This window comes from Exiguobacterium sp. s43 (genome assembly GCF_018617255.1).
Lineage (GTDB): Bacteria > Bacillota > Bacilli > Exiguobacteriales > Exiguobacteriaceae > Exiguobacterium > Exiguobacterium profundum.
The window spans coordinates 740,041-756,180 of the sequence record NZ_JACSJT010000001.1 but is presented as its reverse complement, the minus strand read 5'-3'; the positions used below and the strand labels follow the sequence as shown (position 1 = coordinate 756,180).

Below are 16,140 nucleotides of genomic sequence, written 5' to 3'. Positions count from 1 at the left end.
TGTTTCTTTAAAATCCTTGTTCTGTTCCGTGCACTGGCTCATTCGAATCAATTTGCTTGTCTCGAATCGAATCGTAGAACGTCGCGTACGTCGTCGAGAAGTAAGGTCCGATGAAGAAGAACCCGATCCCGAGCGTCAAGATCCCGACGAGGAACCAACCAAAGAAGGACAAGACGAGCATGAAGGCTTCCATCTTGTGCCCATCCATGAGACGACGTGATTCTGTGATCGACTCGAGTGCGGAAAGTTCAGGCTGATCGCGCAAAATGTACGGCGTAAGTGAATATGAGAATCCTTTGATGATTCCCGGTACGATGAGTAACAACGTCCATAACACGAGGAATACCCCCATCACAAACGAGGTGATGACATGTTTGAAGTAACGTGTCTGGAACGGCTTGAACAGCGTTGAGAGCGAGGCTCCTTTCTCACGTGATACGTTGAGAGCAAGCCACGACCAACCGATCGCAAGTGGGGCAATTAAAATTTGCAGAACGTTCGATACAAAGCTCAAAGTGACTTCTGTCGATGTGAACGGTTCTGGCGAGTTGACGTCCATTTCAGGCGCAAACCATTGCGGAATCCCGTTAATAATGAGGAACAAGAGTGCCAATCCGGCCATCAACCACCATTTTCCTTTCAAGGCGTGTCGTGCATGTTGTTTCCATTCAGATCTCATAGTAATCCATCCTTTTTCGTAGTCTTTCTATTAGTGTACGTGAAAAGGTGACCATACGTTTCAAAAAAACATAAAAAAAGGGAAAGGAATTTTTCCTTTCCGCTTAGCGAATCATCACATTGCCTAAAAAGAACTGAGACATGGACAAGATCAACAACAGCACCCCGAGTGATAACACAAGGTGAGATGTGACTTTGAAGACACGGCCTCGCAAGAACGAATGGCCATATTCAAAGCGACGGATGATCAACACATGAAAGAGTTCAAATAGAATGACTGCCGCCGTAAAATAAAAGGTCATCATGATATGGAAACCAAAAAAGAACATGGCCAATATCCCGAGTCCGAAGTTATGAATTCGATTATGGACGTCATCCCGATCCCCGACGGTCGTTTGTACATGTTGCATCCAAATCACCTCACTATCAAAACCAAAAAACGACGAAACGATCCTTAATGACAATTTATCACATTTTTCCAACCTCAAAACCGGAAGTCACGACTTTTTACCTAAACGAAATATTTGGAAATCAAATGTAATAAAAAAAGTGCTGACTGCTCAGCACTTCACACGTTTGATTCATCGGTCTTGTTAAACTTACGCTTCAACTTCAGTTTTTGCTTCGTTCCCCCAAAGACGGGTCCACTCTCTTCTTCGTTGATTTCCGTTTCTTTTTTCAAAACGAAATAAGGACATCCAAAGTTGCAATATTCGTATACGTAGTCCATCACGTGATCAATTCGGTTCTCATAGGTCGCCAATTTAGATTGCGGTTCATAGAATCCCTTCAATCGCAACTGACCATGCCCCCAATCACCGACGATGTAATCGTACTTATCTAGCACGTCACTATACCGTGCGATAAACGCCTCTTCATCGAACCCGTCCCGTTTTTCTTCCAAGACGGTATATCCGTGGCGATTCACTCGAATCATCGCTCCCACCTCCACTCTGTTATCATAGCATGCCCTCATCGATGCACTCTATCCTTTTCGAATCACTTCATGACGGGCAACGATTGTTTCTCGTAATACATCTCGCAGAAGTTCGGGCATGAAATATCGCTTCGGTTGGTCTGCCAAATAAGGAAGAAGCGGACCGAATGTCAACATATCGACCGTTGCGACACGATATGTCCGATTTAAATCCAATCGTTCCCCCATCACATAAGTCTGACCGTCACGTTGTTCGATTTGATAGAGACTCGGTTCTCCGAGAACGGTCCCTCTGAACCCGAGACCTCTTACATGCATATTCGTGAACGTTTCTTCATTAGTATCGTGAAGGAAACGCGACAACGTTTCACCGTCCAATGTCAGCACACAAGGGTTGATTGGATGCGGACAGATCCGATGCAACATGTTGAGCGTCACCCCACCCGGTGCAAGGCCTTCTAGCACAACCCCAGATGGAATAATCCCAACATCCGCCGCACACCATTCGACCATCCCTTCGACGAGTAGGTCACCAAGTGGAGAAGGTCCGAACCAATCGGAGGCGTATCCATCCGTCTCTGCAATCGTGACATCAAGAAGGCGTTCGGCATCTGCCCCTTCTGTGCGCAACAACGCCAACGTGTCTGGACTATCCGATTGCTGAGACAGTTCGTGAAGGCGCGCTTCTTTCGATACGATTCCTGACTCGCCAAGCGTCAGTGTGACTTCACCGACGTACTTCCCATATTTTCCGGCCTGTGCAATCAACACACCGTTCGTCATCACACCTTCATCTAAAACATGATGTGTATGCGCACCGAGAATCACATCGATTTCAGGAAACATTTCAGCTAATCGCTCGTCTCCAAAGAACCCAAGGTGACTGAGCGCGATGATGACATCACAATGCGCCAACTGTTTCAGCGCTCGCTCCGCCGCCTCGTAAGGCGATTCAATCTGCCAGCCGAGCTCTGGGTATAACTCTTCATATGGAGCGGTCACACCAAACAGGCCGATTTGGAAACCATCTTTCTCAAGAACGAGCGTCTCATCGACCCAATTCGGTCGTGACCCGTCTGCTTCATATACATTCCCAAGTAAGATGGGAAATGTCGCTTCGTCATACAGTTCGGCTAGCCAATCATGAGGAAAAGTGATCCCTTCGTTGTTTCCGATGGTGACCGCTGTCGGACGGAGTTGCTCGAGCAAACGAACATTCAACTTTCCACGTGTCACTTCGGTCGCCGGGTGGGTGCGGTCGGCATGATCTCCTAAATCAAAGTACAGCGTGTCGTCAGTCCGATGTTCTTCTAGAAATGAAACAAGTTTCGGCCATTGGTCGAACTTTGAATGAAGATCGTTGTAATGAAAAATAGACAGTGTCGTCATGGCCATCCCTTCCTTCTAAAACAAACTGATTTGTCTCGGCGCGAGTTCATATTCAAGGCCAAGAATCTCAATGAGTCGCTTTGCATTCGGTGCTGCATCCCCAGCCGAGTTGTTGTTAAAGTATACATACACGTCTCTCGCTTCACGGTCAATCTCACGAAGTGAGGTCGCCAATTCTTGCAATTCTTCCTCGCTATACCGGTACAGACAGCGAACATGCCGCCATTCTTGACTCGTCATTCCAGGTTTTTTGAGCCATCCTGACGTATTGCGTCCATGCAATCGAACGACCGCAACATCAGGATGCGTCACGACCGGTACGAACGGGATGCTGCTCTCTTTCGTTTGCGGTTCATCGCAAATCGTGTTGATGAACCGCTGCTCCTTCAAAAATTGAAGCGTCCGGTCCCGGAACGCTTCTGAGAACCAGGTCGGATTGCGAAACTCGATGGCAATCTCGTAATCTGACAGCTCGGCACGAAGCGTTCTCAAATAATCCAGGTGTGGCTTTGACACATCGAACCACGGCGGCAATTGAACGAGCACAGCCCGTAATTTCCCCGCTCGTTTTAACGGATCGACCGAGACGCGATAACGCTCAAACAGTTCAATCAAAGGCGTTTTCGGCTCACGATCATGTCCGCTCATTTCCCTGGAAACTTTCACAACGAATTGAAAATGATCCGGTGTTTCCCCATCCCATTTTTCGAAATTTTTCACAGGTTGAATCGCATAGAAGGTCGAGTCGACTTCAACAGTCGGGAAATGTCCCGCATATGTCGATAATTTATGTTTTCGTTCTTCTGGGGTCGTATACAGCAAATCGTGGTCACCCCATCCGGTCACACCTACATAGATCATAGCGTCCTCCTTTACGATTCTGAAATGGCGGCCGCTTTCCGTTTCGACCAGTTCCATGTGCCCATGTATGTGACGAGCAATAGGACGAGTCCCATCATGAACGGATAGCGCATATCAATATCAAAGGCGATTCCAGCCAATGTCGGCCCTAAAATATTCCCAATACTCATATAAGCGTTGTTCATCCCCATGGCAAGACCTTGCTCGTTTCCTGCAAGTTTCGACACGAGCGTGTTCAACACCGGTCGTAAAATAGATGTCGATAAGAAAATCACGAGTGTCACTGCGAAGAAGAGCATATACGTACCAGCGAACAAAGATAACAAGAAGCCAAATGAGGCGAGCGCGATGAAAGCAAGTACGACCTTGGTCTCACCCAACCATTCGACGAGACGGTCCACCGCAAACAATTGAACGATAACACTCACAATCCCCGTTCCGGTTACCATGATGGCAATCTCTTGTGGTGTCGCACTGAACATCTCACTGACATAGAGCCCAAGTACCGATTCATACGCCATCAGACCAAACGCCATGACGAGGTTGATGACCAATACGAAGAAGTACGGTTTTCGCGTCGACATGACCAGCTGCGTCGGTAAAGACTCTTTAATCTTAGGCGCCACGTATGGAGCACGGTCAGGCTCCTTGAGAAGAAGCACAGACGAAATGACAGCGATAAACGATACAATCGCTGAAACAAGCAACGGTGTCTTCAAGCCGAATTCAGCGAAAAAGCCACCAATCCCTGGTCCCACTACAATTCCAAGCGACATTGCCGCGGAAATATAACTGTTTCCTCGAGCTCGTTGCTCGAGTGTCGTGATATCTGCCACATAAGCGAAGATGGCAGGAATCAAAAGCGCTGCACCAACACCCCCGATGGCACGAGAGACGAGAAGAATCGTCAAATTATCTGATAGATAGAAGACTCCCATCGAGATGGTGAATCCGATCAGACCGAGGATGATCATGAGTCGGCGGCCGTGGACGTCCGCCCATTTCCCGGCAATCGGTGACATGACGAGCTGGGCACCCGCAAATACGGAAATCATGAGTCCGGCGGCTGTCCCTCCCTCGCCAATCATCTTTAAGTAATCCGGAATAATCGGGATGATGATCCCAAATCCGGCGACGGCGATAAACATGTTCAACATGAGAATCGCCAATTGATTTTTTTGTTTTGTCGTCAACGAATGTCACTCCCTTTTCATCTTTCCATTTTACTGTTTGAGCTCACATCCAGGCAAACAATAAGACAGAAAAAAGCCCATCCTTGACCAAAGGATGGGCGAGACTTATGAGATGCGTGATTGAGCGAGTGATTCTTGTGACGTTCCTTTCGGAAGAAGAAGCGTGATCGCATAGACGATCATCGTCGGAACTGCCCAGGCAAGTCCGATATCCGCCATTGGTAAGTTTCCAATCCAAGAAGTAACCGCAGAAGGCTGGATGCCGTTCCACGTTTCAAAGAACGAGAGAACGAGCGCCGTATAAATCGTCGCTTTCATCGCCACACCAGGGTTTCGTTGAAGACGTTCCGTCACCGATACGAGCACGAGTGCGATCATGACCGGATAGAGGAGCGTGAGAAGCGGCACGGCGATTTGAATCAACGAACTCAAACCGACGAGTGAGATCATGAATCCAAACAACGTTGTCGCGATGACGACATGATGATATTTGAGAGAATCAAACTGATTGCTGATGAAGCGTGAGAACTCTGAGATGAGGCCAACTGCTGTCGTCAAACAAGCGAGGAAGACCGCTAATCCGAGTGCGAGCATTCCGACTTGTCCGTAAGACGTACCTGCGAACGCTTGGAGAAGGCTTGCGCCACTCGTCGTTCCTTCTGCGACTGTCATATTCGCACCGATTGAACCGAGCGAGATATAGACGAGCATCAAACAGGTAACGGCAAGCATGCCCGCAGAGCGAAGAAGCGAAGACGCTTCTTTTTGGTCACTCAATCCATTAGCTTTCAACGTGACGAGGACGATTGCCCCAAAGACGAGGGCCCCGAATACATCCATTGTCAAATAGCCTTGTTGGAAACCTTGGCCGAGTGCACCCACCCATGTCTCAAATCCTTCCGCTGGAGCTCCCGGCTCCCCGAGTGGCGAGATGAGGTTTGTGATTCCAATCGCTGCAAGCAAGAACAAGAGGATTGGTGTAATGATGCGCCCGATGACTTCAATCAACTTTTGAGCACGAAGCGTCAAGAAGAACGTCAACCCGAAAAAGACGGTCGAACTCATCGCGAGTGTCAAAGTAGAAGGAGCATCGAGAAACGGAACGAGTCCCATTTCATACGTGACAGCAGCCGTACGCGGGATTCCGAAGAATGGTCCGATAGCCACATACATCAATCCTGTCAAGATAAGCGCGAGACGCTTTGGAATATAACGAGCAATTTGGTCTGTCCCGCCGCCGACCCGAGCGACTGCGAACAAAGCAAGAAGCGGTAAACCGACACCCGTAATGACGAACCCGATCATCGCCGGTACGAGGTTTTCCCCCGCCAAGGCGCCGAGCTCAGGTGGGAACAGCAAGTTCCCGGCCCCAAAGAATAAAGCAAAAATCGTAAACGCTAACGGGAACAATGTCGATTTTTTCATACAACTACCTCCATACACTTGATATTCCGAACGACTTAACAAAAAAATAATAACTAAATTTTCTGACAATATATCGCTTGGTCTATTTCATTATACACACTTCCTATCGTTTGACCACCCTATCTCCAAAATTCGAGGTTTAATTTTTTGAAATGTAGATTTCACAAAAAAATCTCCCTTTCACATGTAGGGAGATGTAAGCGGTTAATAGCGTATGTCGAACGAGCGAAATTCCTGATCGTTCGCTTCCGTCTCTTCGATTCGTTCGACACCGACAAAGCGATTGCCATCCTTCAACGTCTGCTCGAAGGCGTCGATTTCTTGCTCGGTTCCTTCTGCATGTAGCTCGACTGTCCCGTCACTTAGATTGCGAACCCATCCTTTGATGCCGAATCGTTGCGCGGTCTCCTGTGAAAAAAATCGAAACCCCACGCCTTGGACACGTCCAGATACAATCAAACGTTTAGCAACTCTCATTCTATTTTCCTCCTTTATTTTGTCAAAGATGTTTAGAGGTCCTTACTTTAGGAAACAGTATTTAAGTAAAATAATGGAATTGGAGTGGTTGTATGAATGAATTTATTACTCTTGTCACGAACGTTTCCGACTGGCTTTGGGGCGTACCGATTATCTCGTTACTCGTTTTATCCGGTATCTTCCTCACCATCAAGCTCGGTTTCTTTCAGTTTCGTTACCCCATCTACATATTCAAGCAAACATTCGGCAGCATTTTCAAAAAGCCGAAAGGTGAAGGCGACATCAGTCCGAGACAAGCGTTGACGTCAGCCCTCTCTTCAACAGTCGGGGCCGCGAACATCATCGGTGTACCTGCAGCGATTATGTTCGGGGGACCGGGTGCCATCTTCTGGATGTGGGTCATCGCTATCATCGGCATGGCCATCAAGTTCTCAGAGAGCGTACTGGCCGTGCACTATCGTGAGAAGAATGATGCCGGCGAATTTGTCGGGGGACCGGTCTACTACATATCAAAAGGACTTCGTTGGAAGTGGCTCGCGACGTGGTTCGCCTTCGCTCTCATGATCGAACTCATTCCGAGTATCATGGTACAAGGAAACGCTGTCAGCTCGGCAGTCCGTGAGACGTTCAATGGGAACACGCTCATCACGGGGATTGTCGTCGCTATTCTTGTGGGCATCATCGTCTTTGGCGGACTGAAGCGCATCGCGAAAGTCACCGAGATCGTCGTCCCTGGCATGGCACTCGTCTATGTCGGAGCCGGACTCGTCATCGTCTTGATGAACTTCTCTGAGATTCCAAACGTTCTCAGTCTCATCTTCTCTTATGCATTCGAGCCGATGGCCGCGTTCGGTGGGTTTGCCGGTGCCGCCGTTGCTGAGACGATTCGTTGGGGCTTCGCCCGTGGACTCTATTCAAATGAAGCCGGTCTTGGAACGGCACCTATTGCCCACGCCGCGGCACAGACGGACCATCCGGTGCGCCAAGGGTTCTGGGCCGTCATCGGGATCGTCATCGATACGCTCATCATTTGTAGCACGACCGCATTCGTCGTCTTGTCTTCAGGTGTCTGGACGGCAGACGAAGCGATGGATGACCCAGCAGCGTTGACGACGATTGCTTTCAATGAATACTTCGGTTACACGGGAAGCTTACTCGTCACCATCTCACTCATCTTCTTCGTCCTCTCGACCATTATCGTCATCATCTTTTACGGCTCGCGACAAGCCGAGTACTTATTCGGTTTGACGGCAGGAAAAATCATGAAGGCCGTATATATCGTCTCGATTGTCATCGGTTCGATTGGAGGCGCTCAGATGATTTGGAACTTCCTAGACTTGATGCTAGCGATGATCCTCATCCCGAATATGATTGCCGTCTTGCTTCTAAGTGGTGAAGTGAAACGATTGACAACCGAGTTCTTCACATCCGAGAAGTATTACAAGAAAGATATCGCCGAAGAAGAGGCGTCTTAACCAACAATCCGACTGCCTAAGCAGTCGGATCTTTTTTAGGATGCGGGCTCGACTTTCTCAATCCCTGCTTTGATAGTTTGTACCGAGGCGTCAAACTTCTGTTGTTCTTCGTTCGTCAATTCAATCTCGATGATCTTACGAATGCCGCTTCGGTCAATCAAGGCTGGTACGCCAATATGCACGTCACTCGCCCCGTACTCGCCGTCTAGGTGAGCGCCAATCGTCACGACGGAGTTTTCATTTCGGACGATGGCCCGGATGATGCGAAGCAAGCCGACCCCAATCGCATAATAGGCGGCGTTCTTATGCTCGATGATCTGGTAAGCAGCGTCGCGTACGTCCGCATAGATCGCTTCTAAGTCTTCGAACTGATATTTCTCGTTCTCCGCCAATAGTTCATCGATACTCTTCCCATAGATGCGTGCGTTGTTCCATGCGACAAAGCCCGTATCCCCATGTTCACCCATATAGTAGGCGTGGCAGTTTCGTGGCGATAGTTCGAAATAGTCTCCAAGTTTGTAACGGAGTCGTGCTGTATCGAGGACCGTCCCTGAACCGATGACGCGTTCTTTTGGTAAACCAGATGCTTTCCAGGCGACGTGTGCCATCACATCGACCGGGTTCGTCGCGACGACTAAAATGCCGTCGAACCCGCTCTTCATCAAGTCTTCGGTCACGGTGCGGACGACCTTGGCGTTTTGCTCGACGAGGTCCATCCGTGTCTGCCCAAGTTTTTGTGCGGCTCCTGCCGTGATGACGACGATATCTGCGTCTTTACAATCCGAGTAGTCCCCTGCCCAAATCCGGACCGGTGTCGGGGCGAATGAGATCCCATGATTGAGGTCCATCGCCTCTCCTTCTGCCTTGGCATGATTCGAGTCGATTAAGACGAGCTCCTCGCAAAGCGCAGCCGTGGATAATTGATAGGCGAAACTGACGCCGACCCAACCGGCACCGATGACGGCGATGCGAGTGATGTCTTTCGGGTCAATCTCATCTTTATGCGGAATACGTGACATGTGTATCCATCCTTTCTATGATTCTTTCTCTTTTTTAGCATACCCTACATATGGCAACGACATAACAAAAAAAAACGGACTCCTTTTTACAGGAAATCCGTCATTCAAGCAATTATCCAATCGAACCTTCCATCTCGAACTTGATGAGACGGTTCATTTCGACCGCATATTCCATTGGTAATTCTTTTGTGAATGGCTCGATGAAGCCCATTACGATCATTTCTGTCGCTTCTTCTTCCGAGATTCCACGGCTCATGAGGTAGAAGAGTTGCTCTTCTGACACTTTTGAGACTTTCGCTTCGTGCTCGAGCGACACTTGGTCGTTCAAGATTTCATTGTACGGGATCGTATCTGAAGTCGACTCGTTGTCCATGATGAGCGTGTCACACTCGATGTTCGAACGTGCGCCCTTCGCCTTACGGCCGAAGTGGACGATTCCACGGTACGATACTTTTCCGCCTTGTTTCGAAATCGATTTTGAGACGATAGACGACGACGTGTTTGGTGCGAGGTGAATCATTTTAGCGCCAGCGTCTTGGTGCTGTCCTTTACCAGCGAGGGCGATTGAGAGTGTCATCCCACGTGCGCCTTCCCCTTTCAAGATGACAGCTGGGTATTTCATTGTGAGTTTCGATCCGATGTTTCCATCGATCCACTCCATCGATCCACCCGCTTCACAGACTGCACGTTTCGTTACCAAGTTGTAGACGTTGTTCGCCCAGTTTTGGATCGTCGTGTAACGGCAATATGCATCTTTGTTGACGAAGATCTCAACGACCGCTGAGTGAAGCGAGTTCGTTGTGTAAACCGGTGCCGTACATCCTTCGACGTAATGAACCGATGCGCCTTCGTCGACGATGATGAGCGTACGCTCGAATTGACCCATGTTTTCCGAGTTGATGCGGAAGTAGGCTTGGAGCGGTTGCTCAAGTTTTACGCCTTTTGGTACATAGATGAACGAGCCACCCGACCAAACAGCTGAGTTAAGGGCCGCAAACTTGTTGTCCGTCGGCGGAATCAACTTCCCGAAGTACTCTTTGAAGATCTCTTCGTCTTCTTTGAGGGCTGTGTCTGTATCTTTGAAGATGACACCTTTTTCTTCGAAGTCTTCTTGCATGCTATGGTAGACAACCTCAGACTCATACTGAGCCGAGACACCTGCCAAGTATTTTTGCTCTGCTTCTGGGATACCGAGCTTGTCAAACGTACGTTTGATTTCTTCTGGTACCTCATCCCATGAGCGTTCTGTCTTTTCAGATGGTTTGACATAGTACGTGATTTCGTCGAAATCAAGTGCCGAGAGGTCTCCGCCCCATGTCGGCATCGCCATCTTGTTGAAGTGATCCAACGACTTCAAACGGAAGTCGAGCATCCATTGTGGCTCTTCTTTCATGCGTGAGATCGTCTCTACGATTTCTGTCGTCAAGCCACGGCCTGAACGGAAAATCGAAACGTCCCGATCATGGAAGCCGTATTTATAATCGCCAATTTCCGGCATGTTCTTTGCCATATCGGTCTCCTCCTTCTCCTTACGCGTCCTCGTCTACTCCTTTTTCAAGCGCCTTCCACGCGAGCGTGGCACACTTGATTCGAGCCGGGAATTTCGATACGCCTGAGAGCGCCTCGATATCACCGAGGTCAAACGTATCCGTGTCGTACTCTTTGCCTTGAACCATTTCAGAGAAGATGTTGGCGAGTTGAAGCGCCTCTTCTACTGTTTTTCCTTTGACGATTTGGGTCATCATCGATGCCGAGGCGAGACTGATTGAGCAGCCTTCCCCTTCAAACTTCGCATCTTTGACGATGTCGTCTTCGACCTGTAGTTGAAGACGAAGCGAATCCCCACACGTCGGGTTGTTCAAGTCCACCGTCACGCCATCTTCGATGACGCCACGGTTTCTTGGGTTTTTATAGTGATCCATGATGACCTGGCGGTACAACATGTCGAGATTATTAAAACTCATAATTGAAATACTCCTTCGTTTGACGTAATCCCTCGATGAAGCGGTCGACTTCTTCTTTTGTGTTATACAAATAGAAGCTCGCCCGTGCCGTCGATGATTGCTTCAAAAGACGCATGAGTGGTTGTGCACAGTGATGACCGGCACGAACCGCGATACCTTGCATGTCGAGCACAGTCGCGAGGTCGTGCGCATGAACGTCCTTCAAGTTGAACGTGACGAGACCGACGCGATCTTCAGGACCGTAAATCTCGATCCCTTCAATCGTTTTCATCTGCTCGATTGCGTAAGACGCGAGTTCACGTTCGTGTGCTTCGACGTTTTCAAGACCGATTTCTTCTAAGAAATCGATGGCTGCCGCAAGTCCGACCGCTCCGGCGATAATCGGTGTTCCCGCTTCGAAACGGTACGGGATGTCTTTCCACGTCGATTCATATAAATCGACATAGTCAATCATCTCGCCACCGAACTCGACCGGCTCCATGTTTTTGAGGAGTTGCTTCTTCCCATATAAGACACCGATTCCAGTCGGTCCGAGCATCTTATGTCCAGAAAAGGCGAGGAAGTCACAGTCAAGTGCTTGGACGTCAAGTTTTCGGTGCGGTGCACTTTGTGCGGCATCGACGACCATGACTGCACCCAACTCATGCGCGAGTCGAGCGACTTCGGCAATCGGGTTAATCGTCCCGAGTACGTTCGAGACGTGACTCATCGCGACGATTTTCGTCCGGTCTGATAACACCGCTTGAACCGCATCGAGTGTGACACGTCCGTCCGGCGTGAGCTCGACGTATCGAAGTGTCGCGCCTTTTCGCTTGGCGAGTTGTTGCCATGGGATTAAGTTCGCATGATGTTCCATCGGAGTGAGGACGATCTCGTCGCCTTCACCGACATTCGCATCTCCGTAGCTCGATGCGACCAAGTTGATGGCCGTCGTCGTTCCACGAGTGAAAATGATTTCTTCAGGAACCGCCGCATGGATGAATGAGCGGACGCGTTCGCGTGCCCCTTCATACGCATCCGTCGCTTGCGTCCCGAGCGTATGGACGCCACGATGCACGTTCGAATGGTTGCGACGATAATAGTCCTCGATCGCCTCGATGACAGCGAGCGGCTTTTGTGAGCTCGCCGCGCTATCAAGATAAACGAGCGGGTGTCCATTGATTTCCTGATCTAAAATCGGAAACTGTTCACGAATCGAGGCGTTCAACATCTTAACGTACTTTCCCTTCGATGACTTCGCGGAGACGGTCTTTGACCGAATCGATTGCGAGTTCTTCGACGACAGGCGTCAAGAATCCGTGGATGATTAAACGCTCTGCCTCTTGGCGAGACAAACCACGGCTCATCAAGTAGTACAATTGAACATCATCGACACGACCGACAGACGCTGCGTGACCTGCCATAACGTCATCTTCATCGATAAGAAGAATCGGGTTGGCATCCCCACGTGCTTTTTCAGAGAGCATCAAGACGCGCTCTGTTTGTACACCGTTCGATTTTGACGCACCGTGGTGAATCATCGATGTCCCGCTGAAGATTGCAGTGGCTGCGTCTTTTTGGACACCGTGAATCAAGATGAACCCTTCAGATGCTTTTCCGAAGTGGTCGGTACGAATGTTGAAGTTTTGTTTCTGTGCACCGCGACCGATTGTCACAGCTTTTGTATCTGAATACGTGTTGTCGCCGACGAGGTGAGTCTTCGTCTCGACGACCGAGTTCCCGTCGTTCATGTGACCGAGCGCCCAATCGAGGCGACCGTTCGCATAGACGACACCGCGACGATTCATGAACGTAAGTGCTGATTCAGCGAGCTGATCGACACCACCGAAGACGACTTTCGCGTTCTCTCCAGCGAATACTTCCGTCACGACGTTGACCGTGTGCGGTTCATTCGTGCCAGAAAGGAAGTTTTCGATGTATGTCACTTCACTGCCTTCGTCTGCGACGAGGATCGTGTGGTGATAGAGGGCACCGTTCGCCTGTTCCATCGTGAAGATGGCTTGAAGCGGATCTTTCAATTGCGTGTTTTTCGGTACGTAGATGAATGCACCACCGTTTGTGAGGGCAGCATTCAACGCCGAAAGACGTTCTTCATCGACACGTACGCCTTCAGTCATGAAGTATTTCTCAACGAGCTCAGGATGTTGCTCCATCGCTTCTTTGATTCCCATGAACAAAACGCCTTCAGGCATCGACAATTCGTTATAGACGACATGACCGTTGCGTTCAACGAGCACGTTTGTCCGGTGGTCTCCGAGGAGTGATTCGATGTCCGCTGTCAAGCCGTCTTTTTGTTCGAGCTCGACATCTCCCGCTGTGAAGTCCCACTTATCAATCTTAATTTTTTCAACTTTTGGCAAAGCAAGTGTCGGCGCAAGTTCTGCTGCCTCTTTACGACGGTTGACCATCCATGCTGGTCCGCCGAGCGCTTCTGCACGTGCCGACAACGCTTGTGCATCCAATTCAAATTGTACGGTCATCGTACAGCCTCCTTACGCTTCTGTGTCTACTGTCATTCCGAGTTCTTGCTTCACCCAGTCGTAACCTTCTGCCTCGAGTCGTTGTGCGAGCTCTTTACCACCAGACATGACGATTTTCCCGTCCATCATGATGTGTACGAAGTCTGGCTCGATATAGTTGAGGAGACGTTGGTAGTGCGTGATGATCAAGCAGCCGAACTCTTCTGAACGCATTTCGTTTACGCCTTTGGCAACGACTTTAAGGGCATCGATATCAAGACCTGAGTCGATTTCATCCAAGATGGCGATGTTCGGTTGAATCATCATCATTTGAAGAATTTCGTTACGTTTCTTCTCACCGCCTGAGAATCCTTCGTTTAAATAACGGTGTGCCATTTCTGAAGGGATTTCGAGAAGCTCCATCTTCGCATCGAGTTCACGGATGAACTTCATGAGCGAGATTTCTTGACCTTCTTCACGACGTGAGTTGATTGCCGAACGCAAGAAGTCCGCGTTTGTGACACCACTGATTTCAGCCGGGTACTGCATCGCAAGGAACATCCCTGCTTGTGCGCGCTCGTCGACTTCCATCTCGAGGACATCTTCGCCGTTTAATTCGACGCTTCCCCCAGTGACCTCATAAAGTGGATGACCCATGAGTGCTGATGCGAGTGTTGATTTACCAGTCCCGTTCGGACCCATGATGGCATGAATTTCGCCACCTTTAATTTCTAGGTTAAGACCTTTGACAATCTCTTTTCCTTCGATTGAGACGCGGAGGTCATCAATTTTCATTTGTGGTACGTTAGACATTCGGATACCCCTTCCGTATTTTCTCGCCATAGTGAATGGCGTAGATTAGATATATTCTAATCTTAGACTAGTCATTTTTTTATTTCAAGCGACTCACCTTAGAATTCATTCTCAATAGAATGATAAAAGTTGAGAATGCTAATAGTAGGAAATCAAGACATTATCCGGCATTCTCTTCGACGAGTGCGAGGACTGCTTTCCGCTCTCGTACGGCAGCCGCGAAGAAGAAGGCACCACACCCCGTCAAGAGTGCCAAACTTCCGAATACAGGAAGCGACGACTGACCGAACGTATCCAGTAACACGCCACCGATAATCGGTCCGACCGTCTGACCGAGTGATGTCAATCCCATTGCCCCGAAATACGTCCCTCTTAAATGTTCCGGCGCGAGTTCATCCGTCAAGACGTCCGTCATGGTGAACATCAACACCTCACCGACGGTAAAGATGGCCATCGCGACAAAGAGTACCCATTCGACCGTCGCAAATCCGATGAGCAAAAGTCCGAATGACAACGTCGAAATCCCGAAGAAGAGTGACTTGATCGGAGAGACACGAATCCCGAAACGCATGATCGGATATTGGACGACGAGGACCGTGATAGCGTTCGTCGTCAATAAATAGGCGAACAATCTCGAACCATCCTCAAGTCCGTCGCGTAACGCGATGAATTGCGGAAGCGTCGAATTGAACTGGCTATAGCCGATAATCGCGAAAATCATCCCAATAATCACCGCCCGAAACGTCCGGTCATCGCGCAGGACACGAAACGTCTCCGTCAAGCGCGGGCGTGCCTTGACCCCATCCCCTTCTTCAAACGGATATTTGTAAAACAAGATAGATATAATGATCCCGTATAATATGTAGACAGCCGTCACGACGAAGAATGCAGTCTTCACACCAGTGAGTGACAAGACGACCGCCAAGAGTGGTCCGATGGCCGCGGCGATATTGATCATGAAGTAACGGACATTATAGACGATGACCCGCTGATCTGCCTGCGTCGTATCACTGATGAGTGCACGCGAAGCCGGTTCTAGGAATGATCGCGACATCCCCATCAACATCGATAGCATGTAAAACCAAAACAGTTCCGTCGCAAGTGCGAGACCAGCGAACGTGACGGCATTCAGCACGATCCCGATCAACATGAGCTGTTTTCGTCCATACCGATCAGAGAGTGTCCCCCCAAAGAAGCTCATGAACAGACCTGAAAGTGCCGTCACGGCAAAGATCGTTCCGATCACACTCGCTGAAAAGCCGAGCGTAGCTAGATAGATCGCAAAAAATGGCATGACAAAAAACGTCGCCAGTCGTGCAAAAAACGTCCCGAACAGGACGCCCCACGTCAGTGGATGAATCTGTCTGAGCTTCATCCAAATCCCCCCTTTTCTTTCATATATGTAGTGTACTTCTCTTTATGAAAGAACACTAGACAAAAAAAGACCCAG

The 16,140-nt window shown here is 49.2% G+C and carries 16 protein-coding genes; 1 reads left to right on the top strand and 15 read right to left on the bottom strand.

The window, feature by feature from the left end; translation table 11 throughout:
• Positions 1-7: 7 nt before the first annotated feature.
• The 8 genes from KNO79_RS03905 to KNO79_RS03870 all read right to left on the bottom strand — a co-directional run bounded on the left by KNO79_RS03905 (position 8) and on the right by KNO79_RS03870 (position 6,960).
• Positions 8-679, bottom strand: a complete 672-nt coding sequence (locus KNO79_RS03905; RefSeq protein WP_214690692.1) for a DUF975 family protein — start codon at positions 677-679, stop codon at positions 8-10.
• Between the two features lie 103 nt (positions 680-782).
• On the bottom strand, positions 783-1,088 hold the full coding sequence (locus KNO79_RS03900; protein WP_214690691.1) for a hypothetical protein: 306 nt from the start codon (positions 1,086-1,088) through the stop codon (positions 783-785).
• A 158-nt stretch (positions 1,089-1,246) separates the two neighbouring features.
• Positions 1,247-1,615 (bottom strand): YutD family protein, encoded by a 369-nt coding sequence (locus tag KNO79_RS03895; RefSeq protein WP_047795125.1) that lies wholly within the window; start codon positions 1,613-1,615, stop codon positions 1,247-1,249.
• Positions 1,616-1,663: 48 nt separating this feature from the next.
• Positions 1,664-3,004 carry a bifunctional metallophosphatase/5'-nucleotidase gene (locus KNO79_RS03890; RefSeq protein ID WP_251125252.1) on the bottom strand — a complete coding sequence of 447 codons (1,341 nt, stop codon included), beginning with the start codon at positions 3,002-3,004 and terminating at the stop codon, positions 1,664-1,666.
• A gap of 15 nt (positions 3,005-3,019) precedes the next feature.
• Positions 3,020-3,865: a DUF72 domain-containing protein gene (locus tag KNO79_RS03885; RefSeq protein WP_214690689.1), complete on the bottom strand. Its 846-nt coding sequence runs from the start codon at positions 3,863-3,865 to the stop codon at positions 3,020-3,022.
• An 11-nt stretch (positions 3,866-3,876) separates the two neighbouring features.
• Complete coding sequence (locus tag KNO79_RS03880) at positions 3,877-5,058, bottom strand: MFS transporter (protein ID WP_159562595.1); 1,182 nt, start codon at positions 5,056-5,058, stop codon at positions 3,877-3,879.
• A 105-nt stretch (positions 5,059-5,163) separates the two neighbouring features.
• On the bottom strand, positions 5,164-6,483 hold the full coding sequence (brnQ, locus tag KNO79_RS03875) for a branched-chain amino acid transport system II carrier protein (RefSeq protein WP_074036366.1): 1,320 nt from the start codon (positions 6,481-6,483) through the stop codon (positions 5,164-5,166).
• 204 nt (positions 6,484-6,687) lie between these two features.
• The gene (locus tag KNO79_RS03870) at positions 6,688-6,960 is read right to left on the bottom strand and encodes an acylphosphatase (RefSeq protein WP_214690688.1); all 273 of its coding nucleotides are present in this window, start codon (positions 6,958-6,960) and stop codon (positions 6,688-6,690) included.
• A gap of 92 nt (positions 6,961-7,052) precedes the next feature.
• Here KNO79_RS03870 and KNO79_RS03865 point away from each other — a divergent pair, with 92 nt between their 5' ends.
• Positions 7,053-8,435: an alanine/glycine:cation symporter family protein gene (locus KNO79_RS03865; protein WP_214690687.1), complete on the top strand. Its 1,383-nt coding sequence runs from the start codon at positions 7,053-7,055 to the stop codon at positions 8,433-8,435.
• 35 nt (positions 8,436-8,470) lie between these two features.
• Here KNO79_RS03865 and KNO79_RS03860 read toward each other — a convergent pair whose 3' ends face one another.
• The 7 genes from KNO79_RS03860 to KNO79_RS03830 form a co-directional block, all read right to left on the bottom strand.
• Positions 8,471-9,454 carry an L-lactate dehydrogenase gene (locus tag KNO79_RS03860; protein ID WP_159562599.1) on the bottom strand — a complete coding sequence of 328 codons (984 nt, stop codon included), beginning with the start codon at positions 9,452-9,454 and terminating at the stop codon, positions 8,471-8,473.
• A 112-nt stretch (positions 9,455-9,566) separates the two neighbouring features.
• On the bottom strand, positions 9,567-10,964 hold the full coding sequence (gene sufB, locus KNO79_RS03855; RefSeq protein ID WP_012726850.1) for a Fe-S cluster assembly protein SufB: 1,398 nt from the start codon (positions 10,962-10,964) through the stop codon (positions 9,567-9,569).
• A gap of 19 nt (positions 10,965-10,983) precedes the next feature.
• The gene (gene sufU, locus KNO79_RS03850) at positions 10,984-11,418 is read right to left on the bottom strand and encodes a Fe-S cluster assembly sulfur transfer protein SufU (RefSeq protein ID WP_026825487.1); all 435 of its coding nucleotides are present in this window, start codon (positions 11,416-11,418) and stop codon (positions 10,984-10,986) included.
• Complete coding sequence (locus KNO79_RS03845) at positions 11,408-12,628, bottom strand: cysteine desulfurase (RefSeq protein WP_159562600.1); 1,221 nt, start codon at positions 12,626-12,628, stop codon at positions 11,408-11,410. The genes sufU and KNO79_RS03845 overlap by 11 nt, the downstream gene beginning before the upstream one ends.
• A 1-nt stretch (position 12,629) precedes the next feature.
• Positions 12,630-13,898 carry a Fe-S cluster assembly protein SufD gene (gene sufD, locus KNO79_RS03840; protein ID WP_074036358.1) on the bottom strand — a complete coding sequence of 423 codons (1,269 nt, stop codon included), beginning with the start codon at positions 13,896-13,898 and terminating at the stop codon, positions 12,630-12,632.
• Positions 13,899-13,910: 12 nt separating this feature from the next.
• Positions 13,911-14,672: a Fe-S cluster assembly ATPase SufC gene (gene sufC, locus KNO79_RS03835; protein ID WP_143180266.1), complete on the bottom strand. Its 762-nt coding sequence runs from the start codon at positions 14,670-14,672 to the stop codon at positions 13,911-13,913.
• A gap of 178 nt (positions 14,673-14,850) precedes the next feature.
• Entirely contained in the window at positions 14,851-16,065 is a 1,215-nt protein-coding gene (locus KNO79_RS03830) for an MDR family MFS transporter (RefSeq protein WP_214690686.1), read from the bottom strand.
• Between the last annotated feature and the right edge of the window lie 75 nt (positions 16,066-16,140).

Bases quoted from the DNA above. Each gene is read 5' to 3' on its own strand.
- KNO79_RS03830 (WP_214690686.1), bottom strand. From the start codon at position 16,065: ATGAAGCTCAGACAGATTCATCCACTGACGTGGGGCGTCCTGTTCGGG.
- KNO79_RS03860 (WP_159562599.1), bottom strand. From the start codon at position 9,454: ATGTCACGTATTCCGCATAAAGATGAGATTGACCCGAAAGACATCACT.
- KNO79_RS03870 (WP_214690688.1), bottom strand. From the start codon at position 6,960: ATGAGAGTTGCTAAACGTTTGATTGTATCTGGACGTGTCCAAGGCGTG.
- KNO79_RS03845 (WP_159562600.1), bottom strand. From the start codon at position 12,628: ATGTTGAACGCCTCGATTCGTGAACAGTTTCCGATTTTAGATCAGGAA.
- sufU (WP_026825487.1), bottom strand. From the start codon at position 11,418: ATGAGTTTTAATAATCTCGACATGTTGTACCGCCAGGTCATCATGGAT.
- KNO79_RS03890 (WP_251125252.1), bottom strand. From the start codon at position 3,004: ATGACGACACTGTCTATTTTTCATTACAACGATCTTCATTCAAAGTTC.
- sufD (WP_074036358.1), bottom strand. From the start codon at position 13,898: ATGACCGTACAATTTGAATTGGATGCACAAGCGTTGTCGGCACGTGCA.
- KNO79_RS03885 (WP_214690689.1), bottom strand. From the start codon at position 3,865: ATGATCTATGTAGGTGTGACCGGATGGGGTGACCACGATTTGCTGTAT.
- KNO79_RS03905 (WP_214690692.1), bottom strand. From the start codon at position 679: ATGAGATCTGAATGGAAACAACATGCACGACACGCCTTGAAAGGAAAA.
- sufB (WP_012726850.1), bottom strand. From the start codon at position 10,964: ATGGCAAAGAACATGCCGGAAATTGGCGATTATAAATACGGCTTCCAT.
- sufC (WP_143180266.1), bottom strand. From the start codon at position 14,672: ATGAAAATTGATGACCTCCGCGTCTCAATCGAAGGAAAAGAGATTGTC.
- KNO79_RS03900 (WP_214690691.1), bottom strand. From the start codon at position 1,088: ATGCAACATGTACAAACGACCGTCGGGGATCGGGATGACGTCCATAAT.
- KNO79_RS03865 (WP_214690687.1), top strand. From the start codon at position 7,053: ATGAATGAATTTATTACTCTTGTCACGAACGTTTCCGACTGGCTTTGG.
- brnQ (WP_074036366.1), bottom strand. From the start codon at position 6,483: ATGAAAAAATCGACATTGTTCCCGTTAGCGTTTACGATTTTTGCTTTA.
- KNO79_RS03895 (WP_047795125.1), bottom strand. From the start codon at position 1,615: ATGATTCGAGTGAATCGCCACGGATATACCGTCTTGGAAGAAAAACGG.